The sequence below is a fragment of the Luteimonas kalidii genome (assembly GCF_029887935.1).
Taxonomy (GTDB): domain Bacteria; phylum Pseudomonadota; class Gammaproteobacteria; order Xanthomonadales; family Xanthomonadaceae; genus Luteimonas; species Luteimonas kalidii.
This window is the reverse complement of sequence record NZ_JARXRO010000011.1, coordinates 221,168-235,592: the sequence shown is the minus strand read 5'-3', so window position 1 is coordinate 235,592 and position 14,425 is coordinate 221,168. Positions and strand designations below refer to the sequence as shown.

Here is a 14,425-nt window from a genome sequence, read left to right as displayed (position 1 = left end):
GACTGCGGTAGGCTGCGGTCATGACCGCTTCCGACGAGACGATTCCGCTGGCGCTGTGCGTGCTCACGGTGTCCGACTCGCGCACGCTGGCCGAGGACGCATCGGGCGACTACCTGGCCGCCTCGCTCGAGGCCGCGGGCCACCGCCTGCACGAACGCGCCCTGCTGCCCGACGATCGCTACGCCCTGCGCGCGCTGGTGTCGAAGTGGATCGCCGACCCTGCGGTCGACGGCATCCTGGTGACGGGCGGCACCGGGTTCACCGGCCGCGATTCGACGCCCGAGGCGCTGCTGCCGCTGCTGGACAAGCAGATGCCGGGGTTCGGCGAACTGTTCCGCGCGCTGTCGTTCGACGAGATCGGCACCTCGGCGCTGCAGTCGCGCGCATTCGCCGGGCTGGCGAACGCCACCTTCCTGTTCGCCCTGCCCGGCTCGACGTCCGCATGCCGCACCGCATGGGACAGGATCCTTCGCGACCAGCTCGACGCGCGCACGCGGCCGTGCAATCTGGCCACGCTGCGGCCGCGGCTGTCGGAGGCGTCCTGACCGGTCTGCCGCTCCCCCGGGGTGCCGGCGCGCCGTGGCCGGCCTGCGTCGAGGGCCGGCGTTGGCCGCATCGCGGATGCCGCAGGGTGCGGCGGGGACACCTGGTCCACCGCGACGCCGCGGCACGCGGCCGCATGCATGGAGCCCCGCGATGAAGCCCCTCAAGCGCAAGGAATACGAAGCGGCGCTGGCGCCGATGCAGGTCGAGCTGGTCGCCCTGTCCCGCTGGCTGCAGCATGCGGGCAAGCGCCTGCTGGTGATCTTCGAAGGACGCGACACCGCCGGCAAGGGTGGCGCGATCGGTGCCATCGCCGACCAGCTCAACCCGCGCCAGTGCCGGGTGGTGGCGCTGCCCAGGCCCAACGAACGCGAATCTGGCCAGTGGTATTTCCAGCGCTACGTGCCGCACCTGCCGGCCGCGGGCGAGCTCGCCCTGTTCGATCGCAGCTGGTACAACCGCGCCGGGGTGGAGCAGGTCATGGGCTTCGCGACGGCGGCCCAGGTCAAGGCGTTCCTGCGCCAGGCGCCGGTGTTCGAGCGGCAACTGGTGGACGACGGCATCCTGCTGTTCAAGTACTGGCTGTGCTGCGACCAGGCGCGCCAGGAGGAGCGGTTCCAGGAGCGGCTGTGCGATCCGCTCAAGCGCTGGAAGCTGTCGCCGGTCGATGTCGAGGCGCGCGTGCGCTACGACGACTACACCCGCGCGCGCGAGACGATGCTGGCCGCCACCCACACCCGGCATGCGCCCTGGACGCTGGTGGATTTCAACGACCAGAAGCGCGGACGCCTGACCCTGATCCGCGACCTGCTCGACCGCCTGCCCGACACCCACGTACCGCCGCCCGACCTCGACCTGCCGCCGCTGGCCGGCAGGCCGCGCCGCGAGCGCTATGGCGTGCTGCACCCGCTGCCCGCGTTTCGCGCGTGACCGCGGCGCGGATGCTGCTGGCCACGGCGATCGCCGCCAGTGGCGGCGGCGCGGCCGTGGCCCAGGACGACGCGGGCACGTCACGCGACGCGACCGGGACCATGCGCGAACTCGCACCGGTGCGCGTGATCGGCCAGCGCATACGCGAGGATCCGTTCGCCTTCCGTAATCCGGTGAGGGTCGAGGACACCGTGTTCTCGCGCGACTGGGACGAGCCGCCGGGCCTGGAAGAGATCGGGTTGCGTGGTGGGCTGGTGCAGATGGGCATCAACCGGGGGCTGGAGCTGGCAGCCGGAGGCATCCGCCGCCTCCCCGGCTGGCAGGACCAGATCGTCGGCGCGCAGGCACGACCGCCGCCACTGGACGAGGCGCAGCGCGACCGCGCAGTGCGGCTGCATGGCGAAGGTGAATCGCCGCCGGTCACGGAACCGTCGGGCGCCATCCCGCCCCGCTGACCCTTCGCCATCGCAGCCTGCGCGTGGCGACCGCCGGGATGCGGGACCTCGCTCCCCATGCTTCCATCGACACGGCGCCGTGCGGTCGCAGCTCCACACTCTCCGTCAATGCGGACGCGCGCAGCGGATCAGCGGATGTCGAATCCGGGACCCGGGTCGTTCTCGGCATGGACGAAGCGCCCGACACGCTCCACCTGCGCCGTCGGCGGTCCGTCCTCCAGCCATCGGGCCAGCGCATCCAGCGCGTCGGGCCCGCCCTCGGCCACGATCTCGACGCCACCGTCCGCCAGATTGCGCGCGTACCCGCGCAGGCCGAGTACGAGGGCCTGCGCGCGCGTCGCGGCGCGGAAGCCCACGCCCTGGACGCGTCCTTCGACGCGGAACCGCGCGGCGGCCATCAGGCGGCCTCGTCCGCCTCCGGCGCCACGCCCGGCAGCGTGTCGAGCGCGGGTCCGCCGCTGCTTTCGATCGCGGTCTCGATCTCCTTGGCCGTGACCGGGCCGAGGAACTGGCGCGCGACCTTGCCGTCGGGCGCGATCAGATAGGTCATCGGCAGCCCGCGCGGGGTCTCGAAGTCAGCGGGCGGGGCGTACACGTCGATGATCGCGATCGGGTATGCCACCGGATGCTCGTCGAGGAAGGACTGCATCGACGGGACGTCGATCTCCTCGTACGCCAGGCCGACGACGCTGATGTGCTCGCGCATCGTGTGCAGCGCCGACAGCTCGGGCATCTCCTTCAGGCAGGGCGAGCACCACGTCGCCCAGAAATTCACCACCACCCACTTGCCGCGATGGTCGGCGAGGTCGTACTCGCCACCGTCGATGGTGGCCACCTGCAGGCCGGGTTCGTCGGGACGCGCGGCATCCGCGTCGGTCGGCACGGCGTCGGCGGGCGCCGGCGCATCGCCGTCCGCCGGGCCGCTGGCGTTGTCCGGCGCCGGCGCGGTGTCGGCCTCCGGTCCGGTGGCGGGCTGGCAGGCGGCCAGCAGCAGCGCGAGGAGGAGGATGCCGGGGGCCTGCAGCTTCATGCGGTTTCACCTCTGGACGGATAGATGTGGGCGACGTTGCGCTTGAGCAGCGCGCGCAGCGGCAGGCGCAGTTCGTCGAGCGCGGCGATGGCGGCGGCGCCGAGCGCGTCGTCGCGACAGGGCAGCCAGGCCTCCGTGACCGGGACGCGCAGCTGGCAGGCTTCGTACAGGTCGGCCAGCGTCAGCGAATCCAGGTCGCGTGCGAGCAGCCATTCGCCGCTCTCGGCGCGCTTGAGCAGGTCGATCTTCGCCAGCTGCCCGAGGAACTGCTTGAGCTGGCTGTCGGTGAGCATCGGCTCGATCTCGAGCATGTCGTCGGTATGCAGCCCGCGGCCGCGCCGCCGCGCCTCGGCGAAGCGTCCCAGCAGGCGCAGCAGACCGTACAGTTCGTAGCCTTCGGGCAGGCGCATCGCCGCCGGCTGGTAGCGGAACGCGGACACCGCCGAGGCGAACGAGGCCCCGAGCAGGATCGAGATCCAGCCCAGGTAGATCCAGATCATCAGGATCGGCAGCGCCGCCAGCGCGCCGTAGATGCGCTGGTAGGTGGTGAACGTGCCGAGGTAGATGCCGAGCCCCCACTTCACCAGCTCCAGCAGCAGCGTGGCCAGCAGCGCGCCGGCGAACGCATGCCGCAGCGCCACAGAGCGGTGCGGCACCACACGGTACAGCGAGGTGATCACCAGCACCTCGATCAGCACCGGTGCCACGCGCAGCGCCAGCCCGGACAGCAGGCGACCTTCGCTGGTGGCGAACACGGGCAGCGCGAATACCCAGGCGGACATCGCCAGCGACGCCGCCGACAGCAGCGCGCCGAGCGTGAGCACGGTCCAGTACACGAGGAAGCGTCCGAGCTGCGGCCGCGACGAGGGCACCCGCCAGATCTGGTTGAACGTGGTCTCGATGCTGTTGAGCGTGATCAGCAGCGACACGATCAGGCCCACCGCGCCGGCGACGGTGATCGTGGTGGCGTCCCCCACCAGCCGCAGCAGGGTCTCCTTCACCGTGCTGGCCGCGCTCGGCACGAAGTTGGAGAAGATGTACTCGGTCAGCTGCTCGCGCCATTCGCCGAACACGGGAAAGGCCGACAGCACGCCCAGGACCACGATCGCCAGCGGCACCAGCGCGAAGATCGTGGTGTAGGCCAGCGCGGCCGCGGCCTGGAACAGACGGTCGTCGAGGAACCGGCGCGCAAGGAAGCGTGCGAACGTGCCGGCGCGCTCGCGATCGCGGGCGCGGTCCATCCACAGGTTGAACGTCGCCAGCGGCTGCATCGGCGAAGCGTAGCAAAGCGCGCGCGGCAGCCGCCGTGAGGGCGGCGGCAAAGCCTGTCAGAATGGCGCCCCCGCCGGCGGAGACGCGCATGACCGACATCCTGGTGCTCTACTACAGCCGCAACGGCTCGGTGGCGCAGCTGGCGCGTCAGGTGGCGCGCGGGATCGGCGAAGTGCCCGGCATGGCGGCGCGGCTGCGCACCGTGCCGCCGGTGGCGCCGGTGACGCAGGTGGCCGCGCCCCCGGTGCCGGAGTCGGGCGCGCCCTATGTCGAGCGCGCCGACCTGGACGAATGCGCCGGCCTGCTGCTCGGCAGCCCTACCCGCTTCGGCAACATGGCCGCACCCCTGAAGCACTTCCTGGACGGGCTGAGTGCCGAATGGGCCAGCGGCACCCTGGTGGGCAAGCCGGCGGGCGTGTTCACGTCCACCGCATCGATGCACGGCGGCCAGGAATCGACCCTGCTGAGCATGCTGCTGCCGCTCCTGCACCACGGCTGCGTGATCGCCGGCATCCCCTATACCGAGCCGCAGCTGACGAGCACGCGCACCGGCGGAACGCCCTACGGCGCCAGCCATGTCGCCGGCCAGGCCGACGATCCCACGCCGAGCGAGGACGAAGCGGCGCTCGCGCGCGCGCTCGGCCGCCGCATCGCCATGCTCGCCGGACGACTGCGGTGATCGAGGGCGCGGTGCGCCGCAGGCGCCCTGGCCTGGCCGCGGTGCTGGCCGCGCTGGCCGCGCTGTACGCGGCCTGGTTCGCCGGCGACCGCCACATGCTGGCCGCGCTGCTGGTGTTCGTGCTGCCGCTGCTGCTGCTGCTGGCAGGCGTGCTGGCCGGCAGCGGTCGTGCCGCGTTCTGGGCCGGCGTGCTGGGCCTGCTGCTGTTCTGCCACGCGGTGATGACGGCATGGTCGGAGCCGGGCGAGCGCGGCTTCGCGCTGGCCGCGACCGCACTCTCGGTGCTGCTCGTGTTCGCTTCGAGCTGGCCCGGGCTGCGCGCGCGCTTCGGCCGCAGGCGCGCGTGATGTCCCCGCATTCCACGCCGGGCCTGCGGGCCGGCCCACCCGACACCCGACGTGCAGGCGCGCGCAAGGGAGGAGTCCGATGGAAGAACTGCTGATCGTCACCACCGGCGGCACGATCGACAAGATCTATTTCGACGACAAGTCGGACTACCAGATCGGCGATCCGCAGATCGGCCGCATGCTCGGGGAACTGGGGGTGGCCTTCCGCTTCCGCGTGATCCCGATCCTGCGCAAGGATTCGCTGCACCTGGACGACGACGACCGCGAACTCGTGCGGGCCACGATCGCCGCGCAGGAGGCGCGCCACGTGCTGGTCACCCACGGCACCGATTCGATGGTGCAGACCGCGCGGGTGCTGGCCAGCGTCCCCGGTAAGACGATCGTGCTCACCGGCGCGCTGAGCCCGGCGCGCTTCCGGGGTTCGGACGCGGAGTTCAACATCGGCACCGCGGTCGGCGCGGTGCAATCGCTGCCGCCGGGCGTGTACATCGCCATGAACGGCCGCATCTGGGATCCTGCGCGGGTGCGCAAGAACGTCGAGGCCAACCGCTTCGAAGCACTGGACTGACGCGCCGCGCGCTCAGTCCCCGCGCATGCGCATCTCGCGCGGCGGATCGATCCCGAGCCTGCGGTCGACCTCGATCGATTCCACCTGCGGATCGGACGCGAAGGCCTGCATCAGGCGGCGGGCCTCGCTCTTGTCCAGCGGCCGGTCGACGGTGAAGACGTCGCCGCCCACCGCCAGCCGCCGCTGCCAGGACAGCGCAGGCGCCGGATCCAGCACCCGGGCGGCATCGCGCAGCTGCTCCGGCACGTTCGCCGGATCGCGTCCGGCCGCGGTGTCCGAGCGGTAGCGCACGATGAAGCGCTGGTAGGGGCCCTCGCCCGGCAGTTCGACGGACGCGGCGGGGGCGGCGGGGGCGGACGGATCGGGCCCGGTACGGTCGTTCATTCGCGTGTCTCCGGTGGCGGCGGCGCAGCCGGCCAGCAGCAGGCACGTCGGCAGCAGGGTCCACGCCGCGGCCCGGCGCAGAAGAAGGATGGGGAGGTGCGGCATGGCGGCTCCTCGGCGGTCGGCGTGACGCCGCTTCGCTGCGACGCCCTGCATGCTGCACGCGGCTGCGTGGGCGGGCGATGAACGTGCACCGCGCACCCGCGCATGCGCCACATGCGAAAGCGGCCCCGGGATGTCCCCGGGGCCGCGTGCGCCACCTGCGCGCTCCTGCGCAGGCATCGGGTCAGGGCGCGAACCGCCTCAGAAGGTGATGCTCCATTGGTTGAGCGTGCCCGTGTCGGCGCCGGCATTGTCCGACACCCGCAGGGTCCAGGTGCCGTTCTTCGGCTCGCCCGACAGGTCGACGGTGTAGGTCGCGTCGATGTCGTCGGCGCTGCCGCCGGTACGGTTGTGCAGCACGTACTCGCTGCCGTCCGGCGCGACCAGGGTCACGATCAGGTCACCGATCCAGGTGTGGGTGATGTCGACGTACACCTCGGTCTCGGCCGACGCGTTGCCGCTCGCGCCGGACACGGTGATCGGGCTCTCGATGCCGGCGGGGGTGTTGTCCGGGATCGGGAACGGCGTGTCGTTGCCGTAGGTCTCGCTCAGGCCGTGGGTGGCGATCATGCGCACGCCGGCGTAGGCGCTTTCCCCGCGCACCAGCACGTAGTAGGTGCCGGGCTCCGGATCCGCGATCACGATCGACTCGTTGTTGCCCGGGCGCATCGAACGCCAGTCGTACGCGGCCGTGGTCGGCACCTCGTCGAGGCTGACGTACAGCGAGATGTTCCCGCTGCCGGTGTAGCTGCGGAAGGTCAGCGGACCGGTCGCGTTCTCCGGCACCACCAGGCGGTAGAGCGTATCGCTGCCCGCCGCACCCGACAGCCCGGTCACCAGTTCGCCGTTCACCAGATCGGTCGCGTCGGGCGTCGCCGCCACGTCCACGCTGGCCGTGTGCGTGTCGGTGTTGCCGTCGGCGTCGGTCACGGTCAGCGAGACGGTGTAGCTGCCGTCGGCCGCATAGGTGTGGACCGGGTTCTGGTCGGTGGACGTGTTGCCGTCACCGAAGTCCCAGGCCCAGGACAGGGTCGCGGTGTCGTCGTCGGTCGACGTGTCGGTGAAGGTCACCGTGAGCTCTTCCGCCGCCCAGGTGAAGCCTGCGACCGGCAGCGTGGGATCGGTCGGGGTGGAATCCAGGCCGTCGATGAACTCCGCGCCCGTACCCGCGGGATCCAGCCAGTTGCTCAGGCGCGAGGCGTCGGTGCCGCCGCCCGTCCACGACACGAACACGCGGCCGTAGTAATCGCTGTGGTCGTCGCCGCTGGTCGAGCACGAGGCCAGGCCACCGTGCAGCTGCCCGATCACGCGACCGTCGGGGCTGTACAGCGGCGAGCCGGACGACCCGCCCTCGGTGGTGCCGGGCTGGTCCCAGAACACGTGGATGTGGCTGGTGCCCGTGGCGAAGTAACCACTGATCTCCAGCGGATTGGACGAGTGGGTGATGCGCTTCTCGGCCACGCGCGGATGGTGGATGCCGGTCGCGCCCGGGAAGATGGTGTCGCGGCGATCCCAGCCCGACCAGTACAGCTCGAAGTCCGGATCCGCCGCCGCGTCGAGCTCGAGCAGGGTGAAGTCGGAGGTCGCGTAGCTGGCCAGCGGGGTCGCGCCGGTCTGGTTCTGCGCCAGGCTGCCGTCGCCGTTGGCGCCGCTCTCGGCGCTGCCGGGGGTGCGGCAGGTCGAGTTCTGGTAGTTCCAGTACACCACGATGCTGGCCGCCGCATCGGCGGTCCCCATGCCGCAATGGTTCGCGGTCAGGAAGTACATCGACTGGTCGGCCGCGGTGTTGTTCACCAGCGAGCCGGTGCAGTAGAAGGTGCCGAACCGCGAGTACGCGCCGACCGAGCGGATCTGGTCGCGCCAGCCGTCCCCGGCCGGGCAGACCACGTCGATGTTGCAGCTGCCCGACACGCCGGCCGGCTGCACCAGGCCGCTGCGGGCGAGCCCGTCGAAGCCGACGTAGTCGTGGTTGACGCTGGTCAGGCGCAGGCGCAACTCGCCCGCGCGCGCCTTGGGCACCACCACCTCGATCACGGCGTGGTCGCCCTGCACCACCGGCGTCCACAGCTTGCCGTGCGGCTTGTTGTCGGCACTGGTGAAACTGCGGATCAGTTCCTGGCTGGCGTTGCGCCCCAGGCCGGCCGGATAGACCAGCATGTGCCCGCCTTCGGGCATGTGGTACTCGCTGAAGCCGAAGTTGAGCGACAGCGCGTCCTTCGACTGCACCCGCAGCCGCCAGACCAGCCGGTCGCCGGCCGCGTCCCAGTCACCGGCCGTCGCCGGGGTGATGTCGACCGCGAGCGGCGCGGCGAAGCGCACCGGGGCATTGGTGAGCTTGGCCGAACGCCTGAGGTCCTCCGCCCGCAGCCGGGCGACATCGACGCCGGGCATGCTGCGCACCTCGACCGTGTGTTCGGCGGGCAGCCTGTCGCTGAAGGCCGCTGGCCGCACGTCGCTGGCCGCGACGTGCGCCGCGGCGGCGGACAGCATGCCCGCGATGATCCAACCGGTGATCCGTTTCATTCCCGTTCGACTCCTCTCGTGATCGGCTTGCGCCATCGAAAAAGCAAAGCGGCACGCCGGTCGCCCGGGTGCCGCCCCTTCCACGTCATCGCCTTGCGGTGTCCAGAGGCCGGTCCATCAGAACGTGATGCTCCAGCTGTTGATGTAGCCGGTGTCGCCGGCGTAGTTGTCGTTGACCCGCAGCCGCCAGGTGCCGTTGCGAGCTTCGCTGGACAGGTTCACCGTGTAGGTCCCGATGATGTTGTCGGCGCTGCCGCCGCTGCGGTTGTGAAGCACGTAGACGCTTCCGTCCGGCGCCACCAGGTCGACCTTCAGGTCGCCGCGGTAGGTGTGGCGGATGTCCACCGCGACCGGGGTGGTGCTGGGCGCGTTACCGCTGCGGCCGGAGACCGGGATCGGGCTTTCGACGGTGGCGTTGTCGGCGATGGCGTAGTCGGCCGTGTTGCTGTAGGTCTGCGTGCCGCCTCCGCCACCTGCCGTGTACGAGCCCGACAGCGTCAGTCCCGAGAATGTCGAGTAGCCGCGCAGCATCACGTGGTACGTGCCGGCCTGCGGCGAGGCGAACGAGCACGACTCCGCGTTGCCCGACCGGTACGGCCGGCAGTCGTAGGCCGAGGTGGTGGGTGCGGACCCGAAGCGCACGTAGAGGTCGGCGTCGCCGCTGCCGCCCGAGGTGGCGATGACCAGGTTGCTCGCACCGGCCGGGACGTTGATGGTCCAGAACTGGGTGCTGCCGGAGCCGCCCGAGACGCCGGTCACCGGCACGCCGTTCTGCAGCACGCTGCCGCCACCGCTGGCGCTCACGGTGACCGACTGCGTGCGGGTGTTGGTCGCTCCGTCGTCGTCGGTCACGGTCAGCGACACGCTGTAGGTGCCGGCCGCGGCGTAGGTCTTGGACGGATTGGCGGCGGTCGACGTGGTGCCGTCGCCGAAGTTCCAGCTGCGCGACGCGATCGAGCCGTCGCTGTCGCTGGAAGTGTCGGTGAACTGCACGGTCAGTCCGCTCGGCGAGGCCGTGAAATTGGCGGTCGGGGGCGCGTTGCCGGTGCCGCCGCCCACCGCGTCGACCGCGGCACGCGCGTTGACGATGCCCGCGCCGATCGGCTGGGACGGCGTCGAGGGAAACGCGCGTGCGGTGCTCTTGAGGGTCGCCTCCACCTGTGCCGGGGTCAGCGGCGTCGATGCCACCGACTGCATCAGCGCCACCACGCCCGCGACATGCGGCGCCGCCATCGAGGTGCCGCTGTAGCTGGCGTAGGTGGGCGAGCCGGGGCCCTGGCTGCCGCTGTTGAGCGTCGAAACGATGCTCGAGCCCGGCGCGGCGATGTCCACCAGCGCGCCGTAGTTGGAGAAGCTCGACCGCGCCCCGGTGCTGGTGTTGGAGCCGACCGCCACGACGTTGTTGCAGTTCGCGGGCGAGAACCCCGAGACGTTCGCGTTGCTGTTGCCGGCGGCGATCACCACGGTGGTGCCGCGGTTGACGGCGCCGTTGATCGCGCTCTGCATCGCGCTGCCGCAGCTGCCGCCGCCGCCGAGGCTGAGGTTGATGACCTCGGCCGGATTGGCGTTGGCGGGCACGCCGCTGACGCTGCCGCCCGACGCCCAGATCACCGCGTCGGCGATGTCCGAGTCGTAACCGCCGCCACGGCCGAGCACGCGCACCGGGACCACTTTGGAGTTGAACGCGGTGCCGGCGACGCCGACGCCGTTGTTGGTGACCGCCGCGACCGTCCCGGCCACATGCGTCCCGTGCCAGCTGGAGGGATCACCGCCGTAGTAGTCGCCCGGATCGCTGGGATCGGAATCGCGGCCGTTGCCGTCGCCGGCGACCGCGGTGTCGATGATGAAGTCGTAGCCCGGCAGCACGTTGGCGTTGAGGTCGGGGTGGCTGGTGATGCCGGTGTCGAGCACCGCGACCACGGTCCCGGCGCCGCTGGTGATGTCCCAGGCCGTGGTGGCGCGGATGCCGCCGGCACCGGTGCCGAAACCGTACTGCTGGCCGAACTGGGGATCGTTGGGGGTGAGCGCGATGCGGTTGATCTTGTCGACCTCGACGTACTCGACGTCCGGGTGGGCCGCCAGCGCCCGCATCAGGGTCTCGGCGTCGACCCGGTCGAGCTTGCGGCTTGCCTTGAGCACGTCGGCCCCAACCGCCATGCGCCGCTGGTGCGCCAGTCCCAGCGCCGTGCCGCGGGGCAACCCGCGCAGGGCCTGCGAGCCGCTCACGACCGCGGCGGCGGCGGCGTCCAGTCCGCGCCTGCGTGCGGCGGCATCGGTGGCGGTCGGCGCATCGGACCGGTACTTGACGATGAACTGGTCGAACGCGGTGTCCGACTGCAACCCGCTCAGCTCGACGCGTCCGGCCATCGCCGGGGAGGCGACGGCAGCGGTCAGGGCGAGCGCGGTGGCGGCCGCGAGGGCATGCAGGCGCATGCGGCGGTGGGACTGGCTGGACATGAAGTGACCCCCGGAAACGAAAGAGCCGCCTGGGGCGGCGATCGGCCGGCCGGCACGGGACCTGAGGGTGACGAAGCGTGGAACATCCCTGTGTCTCGCGTCATTCGACGTGAATGCGAACTGACACAACCGTCCGCAAACTGACGCTACACGACAGCTGAACCGTGCCGCAACGGGCACCTGGGAATCAGTTGCATGTGAAATCGAGACATGCGTCACGATTCCACGATGTCGAGCGCTGTCTGTTGCCCTACAGCATCCCGGTTTCGAGGCGCGCCGCCTCGGACATCATGGTCCGGTTCCACGGCGGGTCGAACACCAGCTCGACGTCGGCCTCGGTGACGGTGGGGATCAGTTCGAGCTTGCTGCGCACGTCCTCCACCAGGACGTCGCCCATGCCGCAGCCGGGGGCGGTCAGGGTCATCTTCACGTCGATCGCCCGCTCGCCCTCGGGCAACGGACGCACCACCGCCTCGTATACCAGCCCGAGGTCGACCACGTTGATCGGGATCTCCGGGTCGAAACAGGTCCGCAGTTGCTTCCACACCAGTTGCTCGACGGCGGCGTCGTCGGCGCCGTCGGGCAGCGCCAGGGGCTCGGGCGGCTCCTTGCCGATCGCGTCGGCGTCCTTGCCGGCGATGCGGAACAGGTTGCCCTCGACGAACACCGTCCAGCTTCCGCCGAGCGCCTGGGTGATGTAGCCGACGCTGCCCGCGGGCAGGGTCACGGCTTCGCCCTGGGGGACCAGGACGGCCTCGCTGTCGCGCTCGAAGCGCACCGGTTCGCTGCTGCGGGAGTACATGCGGGATGGATGGGGGCGAACGCCCGTCGTGCAAGCCGGTCATTGTATCGCCGCGGCCCGGCTATCCTGAGCGGCCTCCCTGCAACGCAGTCTCCCCGCATGCCGCCTCCGCGCCCCGCCTCCTCCGCGTTCGCCCTGGGCTGGCTGCTGCTGGGCAGCCTCGGCGCGGCCGCGGCCTGGGTGCTGGTGGCCATGGCGCTGAACGCGCAGAGCAGCTGGATGGCGCTGGTGGCCGCGGCCGACGCGGCCCTGATCGTGCGCCTGGTGCGGCTGCGTCCGGGCCTGGCGCGCGCCGTCCTCGGGCTGGCGTCGACGCTGCTGGCCGTGGTGGCCGCCAACTGGGGCATCGTCGCCGCCTGGCTCGGCGGCTACATGGGCCTGCTGCCGTGGGAATCGATGCTGAAGCTCGGCGGCGGCTTCGGCTGGCTGCTGGTGCAGCTGTCCAACAGCCCGGCGGACATGGCGTGGATCGCGGTCGCGCTTGTGGCCTCCCTGATGGCCTCGCGCTGACGTCGCCGGCGGGTCAGTGCCCGCCGTCCAGCGCCTTGAGTTCGCTCACCAGCGCATTCGCCATCTCGCTGCCGTCGCCGTAGAGCATGCGCGTGTTGTCGGCGTAGAACAGCGCGTTCTCGATCCCGGCGAACCCCGTGCCCTTGCCGCGCTTGATGACGATGGTGTTCTTCGAATTCACCACGTCCAGGATCGGCATGCCGTAGATCGGACTGGCCGGATCGGTCTTGGCCACCGGGTTGACCACGTCGTTGGCGCCGATCACCAGCGACACGTCGGTGTTGGCGAACTCGGGGTTGATGTCGTCCATGTCGGCGATCAGGTCGTAGGGCACCCCGGCCTCGGCCAGCAGCACGTTCATGTGCCCGGGCATGCGCCCGGCGACCGGGTGGATCGCGAACTTCACCTTCACCCCGCGCTCGATCAGCCGCTGCGTGAGTTCCCAGATCTTGTGCTGCGCCTGCGCCACCGCCATGCCGTAACCCGGAACGATCACCACCCGTTCGGCGAAAGCCATCATCGCGGCGACGTCGGCCGCCTCGATCGGCTTCTGCGTGCCGCTGATCTCGGCCGCCTCGGCGCCGCCGCCACCGAAGTTCGAGAACAGCACGCTCCTGATCGAGCGGTTCATCGCCTTCGCCATCAGCCGCGTCAGCAGGATGCCCGCCGCACCGACCATCATGCCGGCGATGATCAGGGCCTCGTTGCCCAGCACGTAGCCTTCGAATGCGACCGCCAGGCCGGTGAGCGCGTTGTAGAGCGAGATCACGACCGGCATGTCGGCGCCGCCGATCGGCAGCGTCATCAGCACGCCCAGCGCCAGCGCCACCAGGAAGAACGCGACGATCCAGTGCGCGCCCAGCGACCACACGACCAGCCCGCCCAGCACGATCGCAGCCGCGAACACCAGGAAGTTGAACGCCTGCATCCCCGGGAACGCGTAGCGCTTGTCCATGCGCCCGTCGAGCTTGGCCCAGGCGATGATGGAGCCCGACAGCGCCACCGAACCGATCAGGCCGCCCAGCACCGCCAGCACCAGCGGCACCTGGCCGCTCGCCTGGCCGGCACCGGACCAGCGCAGCAGCTCGACGCCGCCGATCGCCGCGGCGGACCCTCCGCCGAGGCCGTTGTAGAGCGCGACCATCTGCGGCATGTCGGTGATCGCCACGCGCTTGCCGGAAATCCACGCGATCGCCGTACCGATCGCGGTGGCGGCCAGGATCAGCGGGATGTTGTGCAGGTCGGGCAGGAAGAACGTGGCGATCGTGGCGATCACCATGCCCAGCCCGGCCCAGCGGATGCCGCTGCGCGCGGTCTTCGGCGAGGCCATGCGCTGCAGGCCCAGCAGGAACAGCGTGGCCGCGACCAGGTAGCTGGTCTTGACCAGCAGGTCCAGGATCCCCGCGCCACTCACGCCTTGGGCTCCACGTGCCTGGTCGGCGCCGGCTTGGAGGACTTGAACATCTCCAGCATCCGCTCGGTCACCACGTAGCCGCCGGCCGCATTGCCCGCGCCCATCAGCACCGCGACGAAGCCGATCGCCTTCTCCAGCGTGGTGTCGGCATGCCCCAGCACCACCATAGCGCCGATCAGCACGATGCCGTGGATGAAGTTGCTGCCCGACATCAGCGGCGTGTGCAGGATCACCGGCACCCGCGAAATGATCACGTGCCCGGCGATCGCCGCCAGCATGAAGATGTACAAGGCCACGAACCCGTCGATCATCCCCCACTCCCGGCTGCGCTGCGGATGCCCGGCATCATAACCGGCGCTGAACCGCGCTGTCGGCGGTCAACCCGCGGCGCCGGCACGCGTTCCCGACC

16 protein-coding genes are annotated in these 14,425 nt (G+C 70.8%); 7 read left to right on the top strand and 9 right to left on the bottom strand.

Features of this window, described 5'->3' with window-relative positions:
• Positions 1-20: 20 nt before the first annotated feature.
• From moaB to QFW81_RS04435, 3 genes are all read left to right on the top strand, one after another.
• Positions 21-545, top strand: coding sequence for a molybdenum cofactor biosynthesis protein B (moaB, locus tag QFW81_RS04445; RefSeq protein ID WP_280577371.1), 525 nt, complete (start codon positions 21-23; stop codon positions 543-545).
• A gap of 151 nt (positions 546-696) precedes the next feature.
• Positions 697-1,473 (top strand): polyphosphate kinase 2, encoded by a 777-nt coding sequence (gene ppk2, locus QFW81_RS04440; protein ID WP_280577370.1) that lies wholly within the window; start codon positions 697-699, stop codon positions 1,471-1,473.
• Positions 1,470-1,928: a hypothetical protein gene (locus tag QFW81_RS04435; protein ID WP_280577369.1), complete on the top strand. Its 459-nt coding sequence runs from the start codon at positions 1,470-1,472 to the stop codon at positions 1,926-1,928. The genes ppk2 and QFW81_RS04435 overlap by 4 nt, the downstream gene beginning before the upstream one ends.
• 128 nt (positions 1,929-2,056) lie before the next feature.
• On the opposite strand, the gene QFW81_RS04430 is transcribed toward QFW81_RS04435, so the two are convergent.
• From QFW81_RS04430 to QFW81_RS04420, 3 genes are read right to left on the bottom strand one after another with little or no spacing between them, the layout of a single operon-like run.
• Entirely contained in the window at positions 2,057-2,326 is a 270-nt protein-coding gene (locus QFW81_RS04430; RefSeq protein WP_280577368.1) for an acylphosphatase, read from the bottom strand.
• Positions 2,326-2,958 (bottom strand): TlpA family protein disulfide reductase, encoded by a 633-nt coding sequence (locus tag QFW81_RS04425; protein ID WP_280577367.1) that lies wholly within the window; start codon positions 2,956-2,958, stop codon positions 2,326-2,328. Before QFW81_RS04425 ends, QFW81_RS04430 begins: the two co-directional genes overlap by 1 nt.
• Positions 2,955-4,229, bottom strand: coding sequence for a YihY family inner membrane protein (locus tag QFW81_RS04420; RefSeq protein WP_280577366.1), 1,275 nt, complete (start codon positions 4,227-4,229; stop codon positions 2,955-2,957). Before QFW81_RS04420 ends, QFW81_RS04425 begins: the two co-directional genes overlap by 4 nt.
• A gap of 89 nt (positions 4,230-4,318) precedes the next feature.
• On the opposite strand from QFW81_RS04420, the gene wrbA reads away from it, so the two are divergent.
• The 3 genes from wrbA (at position 4,319) to QFW81_RS04405 (ending at position 5,824) form a co-directional block, all read left to right on the top strand.
• Positions 4,319-4,909, top strand: coding sequence for an NAD(P)H:quinone oxidoreductase (wrbA, locus tag QFW81_RS04415; RefSeq protein ID WP_280577365.1), 591 nt, complete (start codon positions 4,319-4,321; stop codon positions 4,907-4,909).
• The gene (locus tag QFW81_RS04410) at positions 4,906-5,256 is read left to right on the top strand and encodes a DUF2069 domain-containing protein (protein ID WP_280577364.1); all 351 of its coding nucleotides are present in this window, start codon (positions 4,906-4,908) and stop codon (positions 5,254-5,256) included. The genes wrbA and QFW81_RS04410 overlap by 4 nt, the downstream gene beginning before the upstream one ends.
• 79 nt (positions 5,257-5,335) lie before the next feature.
• Entirely contained in the window at positions 5,336-5,824 is a 489-nt protein-coding gene (locus QFW81_RS04405; protein ID WP_280577363.1) for an asparaginase domain-containing protein, read from the top strand.
• Between the two features lie 12 nt (positions 5,825-5,836).
• Here QFW81_RS04405 and QFW81_RS04400 read toward each other — a convergent pair whose 3' ends face one another.
• The 4 genes from QFW81_RS04400 to sufT all read right to left on the bottom strand — a co-directional run bounded on the left by QFW81_RS04400 (position 5,837) and on the right by sufT (position 12,092).
• On the bottom strand, positions 5,837-6,313 hold the full coding sequence (locus QFW81_RS04400; protein WP_280577362.1) for a hypothetical protein: 477 nt from the start codon (positions 6,311-6,313) through the stop codon (positions 5,837-5,839).
• A 198-nt stretch (positions 6,314-6,511) separates the two neighbouring features.
• The gene (locus tag QFW81_RS04395) at positions 6,512-8,833 is read right to left on the bottom strand and encodes a proprotein convertase P-domain-containing protein (protein ID WP_280577361.1); all 2,322 of its coding nucleotides are present in this window, start codon (positions 8,831-8,833) and stop codon (positions 6,512-6,514) included.
• Between the two features lie 117 nt (positions 8,834-8,950).
• Entirely contained in the window at positions 8,951-11,290 is a 2,340-nt protein-coding gene (locus QFW81_RS04385; RefSeq protein WP_331488028.1) for a S8 family serine peptidase, read from the bottom strand.
• A 250-nt stretch (positions 11,291-11,540) separates the two neighbouring features.
• The gene (gene sufT / locus QFW81_RS04380) at positions 11,541-12,092 is read right to left on the bottom strand and encodes a putative Fe-S cluster assembly protein SufT (RefSeq protein ID WP_280577360.1); all 552 of its coding nucleotides are present in this window, start codon (positions 12,090-12,092) and stop codon (positions 11,541-11,543) included.
• Between the two features lie 99 nt (positions 12,093-12,191).
• Here sufT and QFW81_RS04375 point away from each other — a divergent pair, with 99 nt between their 5' ends.
• Entirely contained in the window at positions 12,192-12,602 is a 411-nt protein-coding gene (locus QFW81_RS04375) for a hypothetical protein (protein ID WP_280577358.1), read from the top strand.
• A 13-nt stretch (positions 12,603-12,615) separates the two neighbouring features.
• Here the strand turns inward: QFW81_RS04375 and QFW81_RS04370 are convergent, their stop codons facing one another.
• Together QFW81_RS04370 and QFW81_RS04365 are read right to left on the bottom strand one after the other, a co-directional pair.
• Positions 12,616-14,016 carry an NAD(P)(+) transhydrogenase (Re/Si-specific) subunit beta gene (locus QFW81_RS04370; RefSeq protein WP_280577357.1) on the bottom strand — a complete coding sequence of 467 codons (1,401 nt, stop codon included), beginning with the start codon at positions 14,014-14,016 and terminating at the stop codon, positions 12,616-12,618.
• Positions 14,013-14,327 carry an NAD(P) transhydrogenase subunit alpha part 2 gene (locus QFW81_RS04365; RefSeq protein ID WP_280577356.1) on the bottom strand — a complete coding sequence of 105 codons (315 nt, stop codon included), beginning with the start codon at positions 14,325-14,327 and terminating at the stop codon, positions 14,013-14,015. The genes QFW81_RS04370 and QFW81_RS04365 overlap by 4 nt, the downstream gene beginning before the upstream one ends.
• Positions 14,328-14,425: the final 98 nt, after the last annotated feature.

Excerpts from the sequence above, each read along its gene's own strand:
- moaB (WP_280577371.1), top strand. The coding sequence starts at position 21 with ATGACCGCTTCCGACGAGACGATTCCGCTGGCGCTGTGCGTGCTCACG.
- ppk2 (WP_280577370.1), top strand. The coding sequence starts at position 697 with ATGAAGCCCCTCAAGCGCAAGGAATACGAAGCGGCGCTGGCGCCGATG.
- QFW81_RS04430 (WP_280577368.1), bottom strand. The coding sequence starts at position 2,326 with ATGGCCGCCGCGCGGTTCCGCGTCGAAGGACGCGTCCAGGGCGTGGGC.
- QFW81_RS04425 (WP_280577367.1), bottom strand. The coding sequence starts at position 2,958 with ATGAAGCTGCAGGCCCCCGGCATCCTCCTCCTCGCGCTGCTGCTGGCC.
- QFW81_RS04420 (WP_280577366.1), bottom strand. The coding sequence starts at position 4,229 with ATGCAGCCGCTGGCGACGTTCAACCTGTGGATGGACCGCGCCCGCGAT.
- wrbA (WP_280577365.1), top strand. The coding sequence starts at position 4,319 with ATGACCGACATCCTGGTGCTCTACTACAGCCGCAACGGCTCGGTGGCG.
- QFW81_RS04405 (WP_280577363.1), top strand. The coding sequence starts at position 5,336 with ATGGAAGAACTGCTGATCGTCACCACCGGCGGCACGATCGACAAGATC.
- QFW81_RS04400 (WP_280577362.1), bottom strand. The coding sequence starts at position 6,313 with ATGCCGCACCTCCCCATCCTTCTTCTGCGCCGGGCCGCGGCGTGGACC.
- QFW81_RS04395 (WP_280577361.1), bottom strand. The coding sequence starts at position 8,833 with ATGAAACGGATCACCGGTTGGATCATCGCGGGCATGCTGTCCGCCGCC.
- QFW81_RS04385 (WP_331488028.1), bottom strand. The coding sequence starts at position 11,290 with ATGTCCAGCCAGTCCCACCGCCGCATGCGCCTGCATGCCCTCGCGGCC.
- sufT (WP_280577360.1), bottom strand. The coding sequence starts at position 12,092 with ATGTACTCCCGCAGCAGCGAACCGGTGCGCTTCGAGCGCGACAGCGAG.
- QFW81_RS04375 (WP_280577358.1), top strand. The coding sequence starts at position 12,192 with ATGCCGCCTCCGCGCCCCGCCTCCTCCGCGTTCGCCCTGGGCTGGCTG.
- QFW81_RS04365 (WP_280577356.1), bottom strand. The coding sequence starts at position 14,327 with ATGATCGACGGGTTCGTGGCCTTGTACATCTTCATGCTGGCGGCGATC.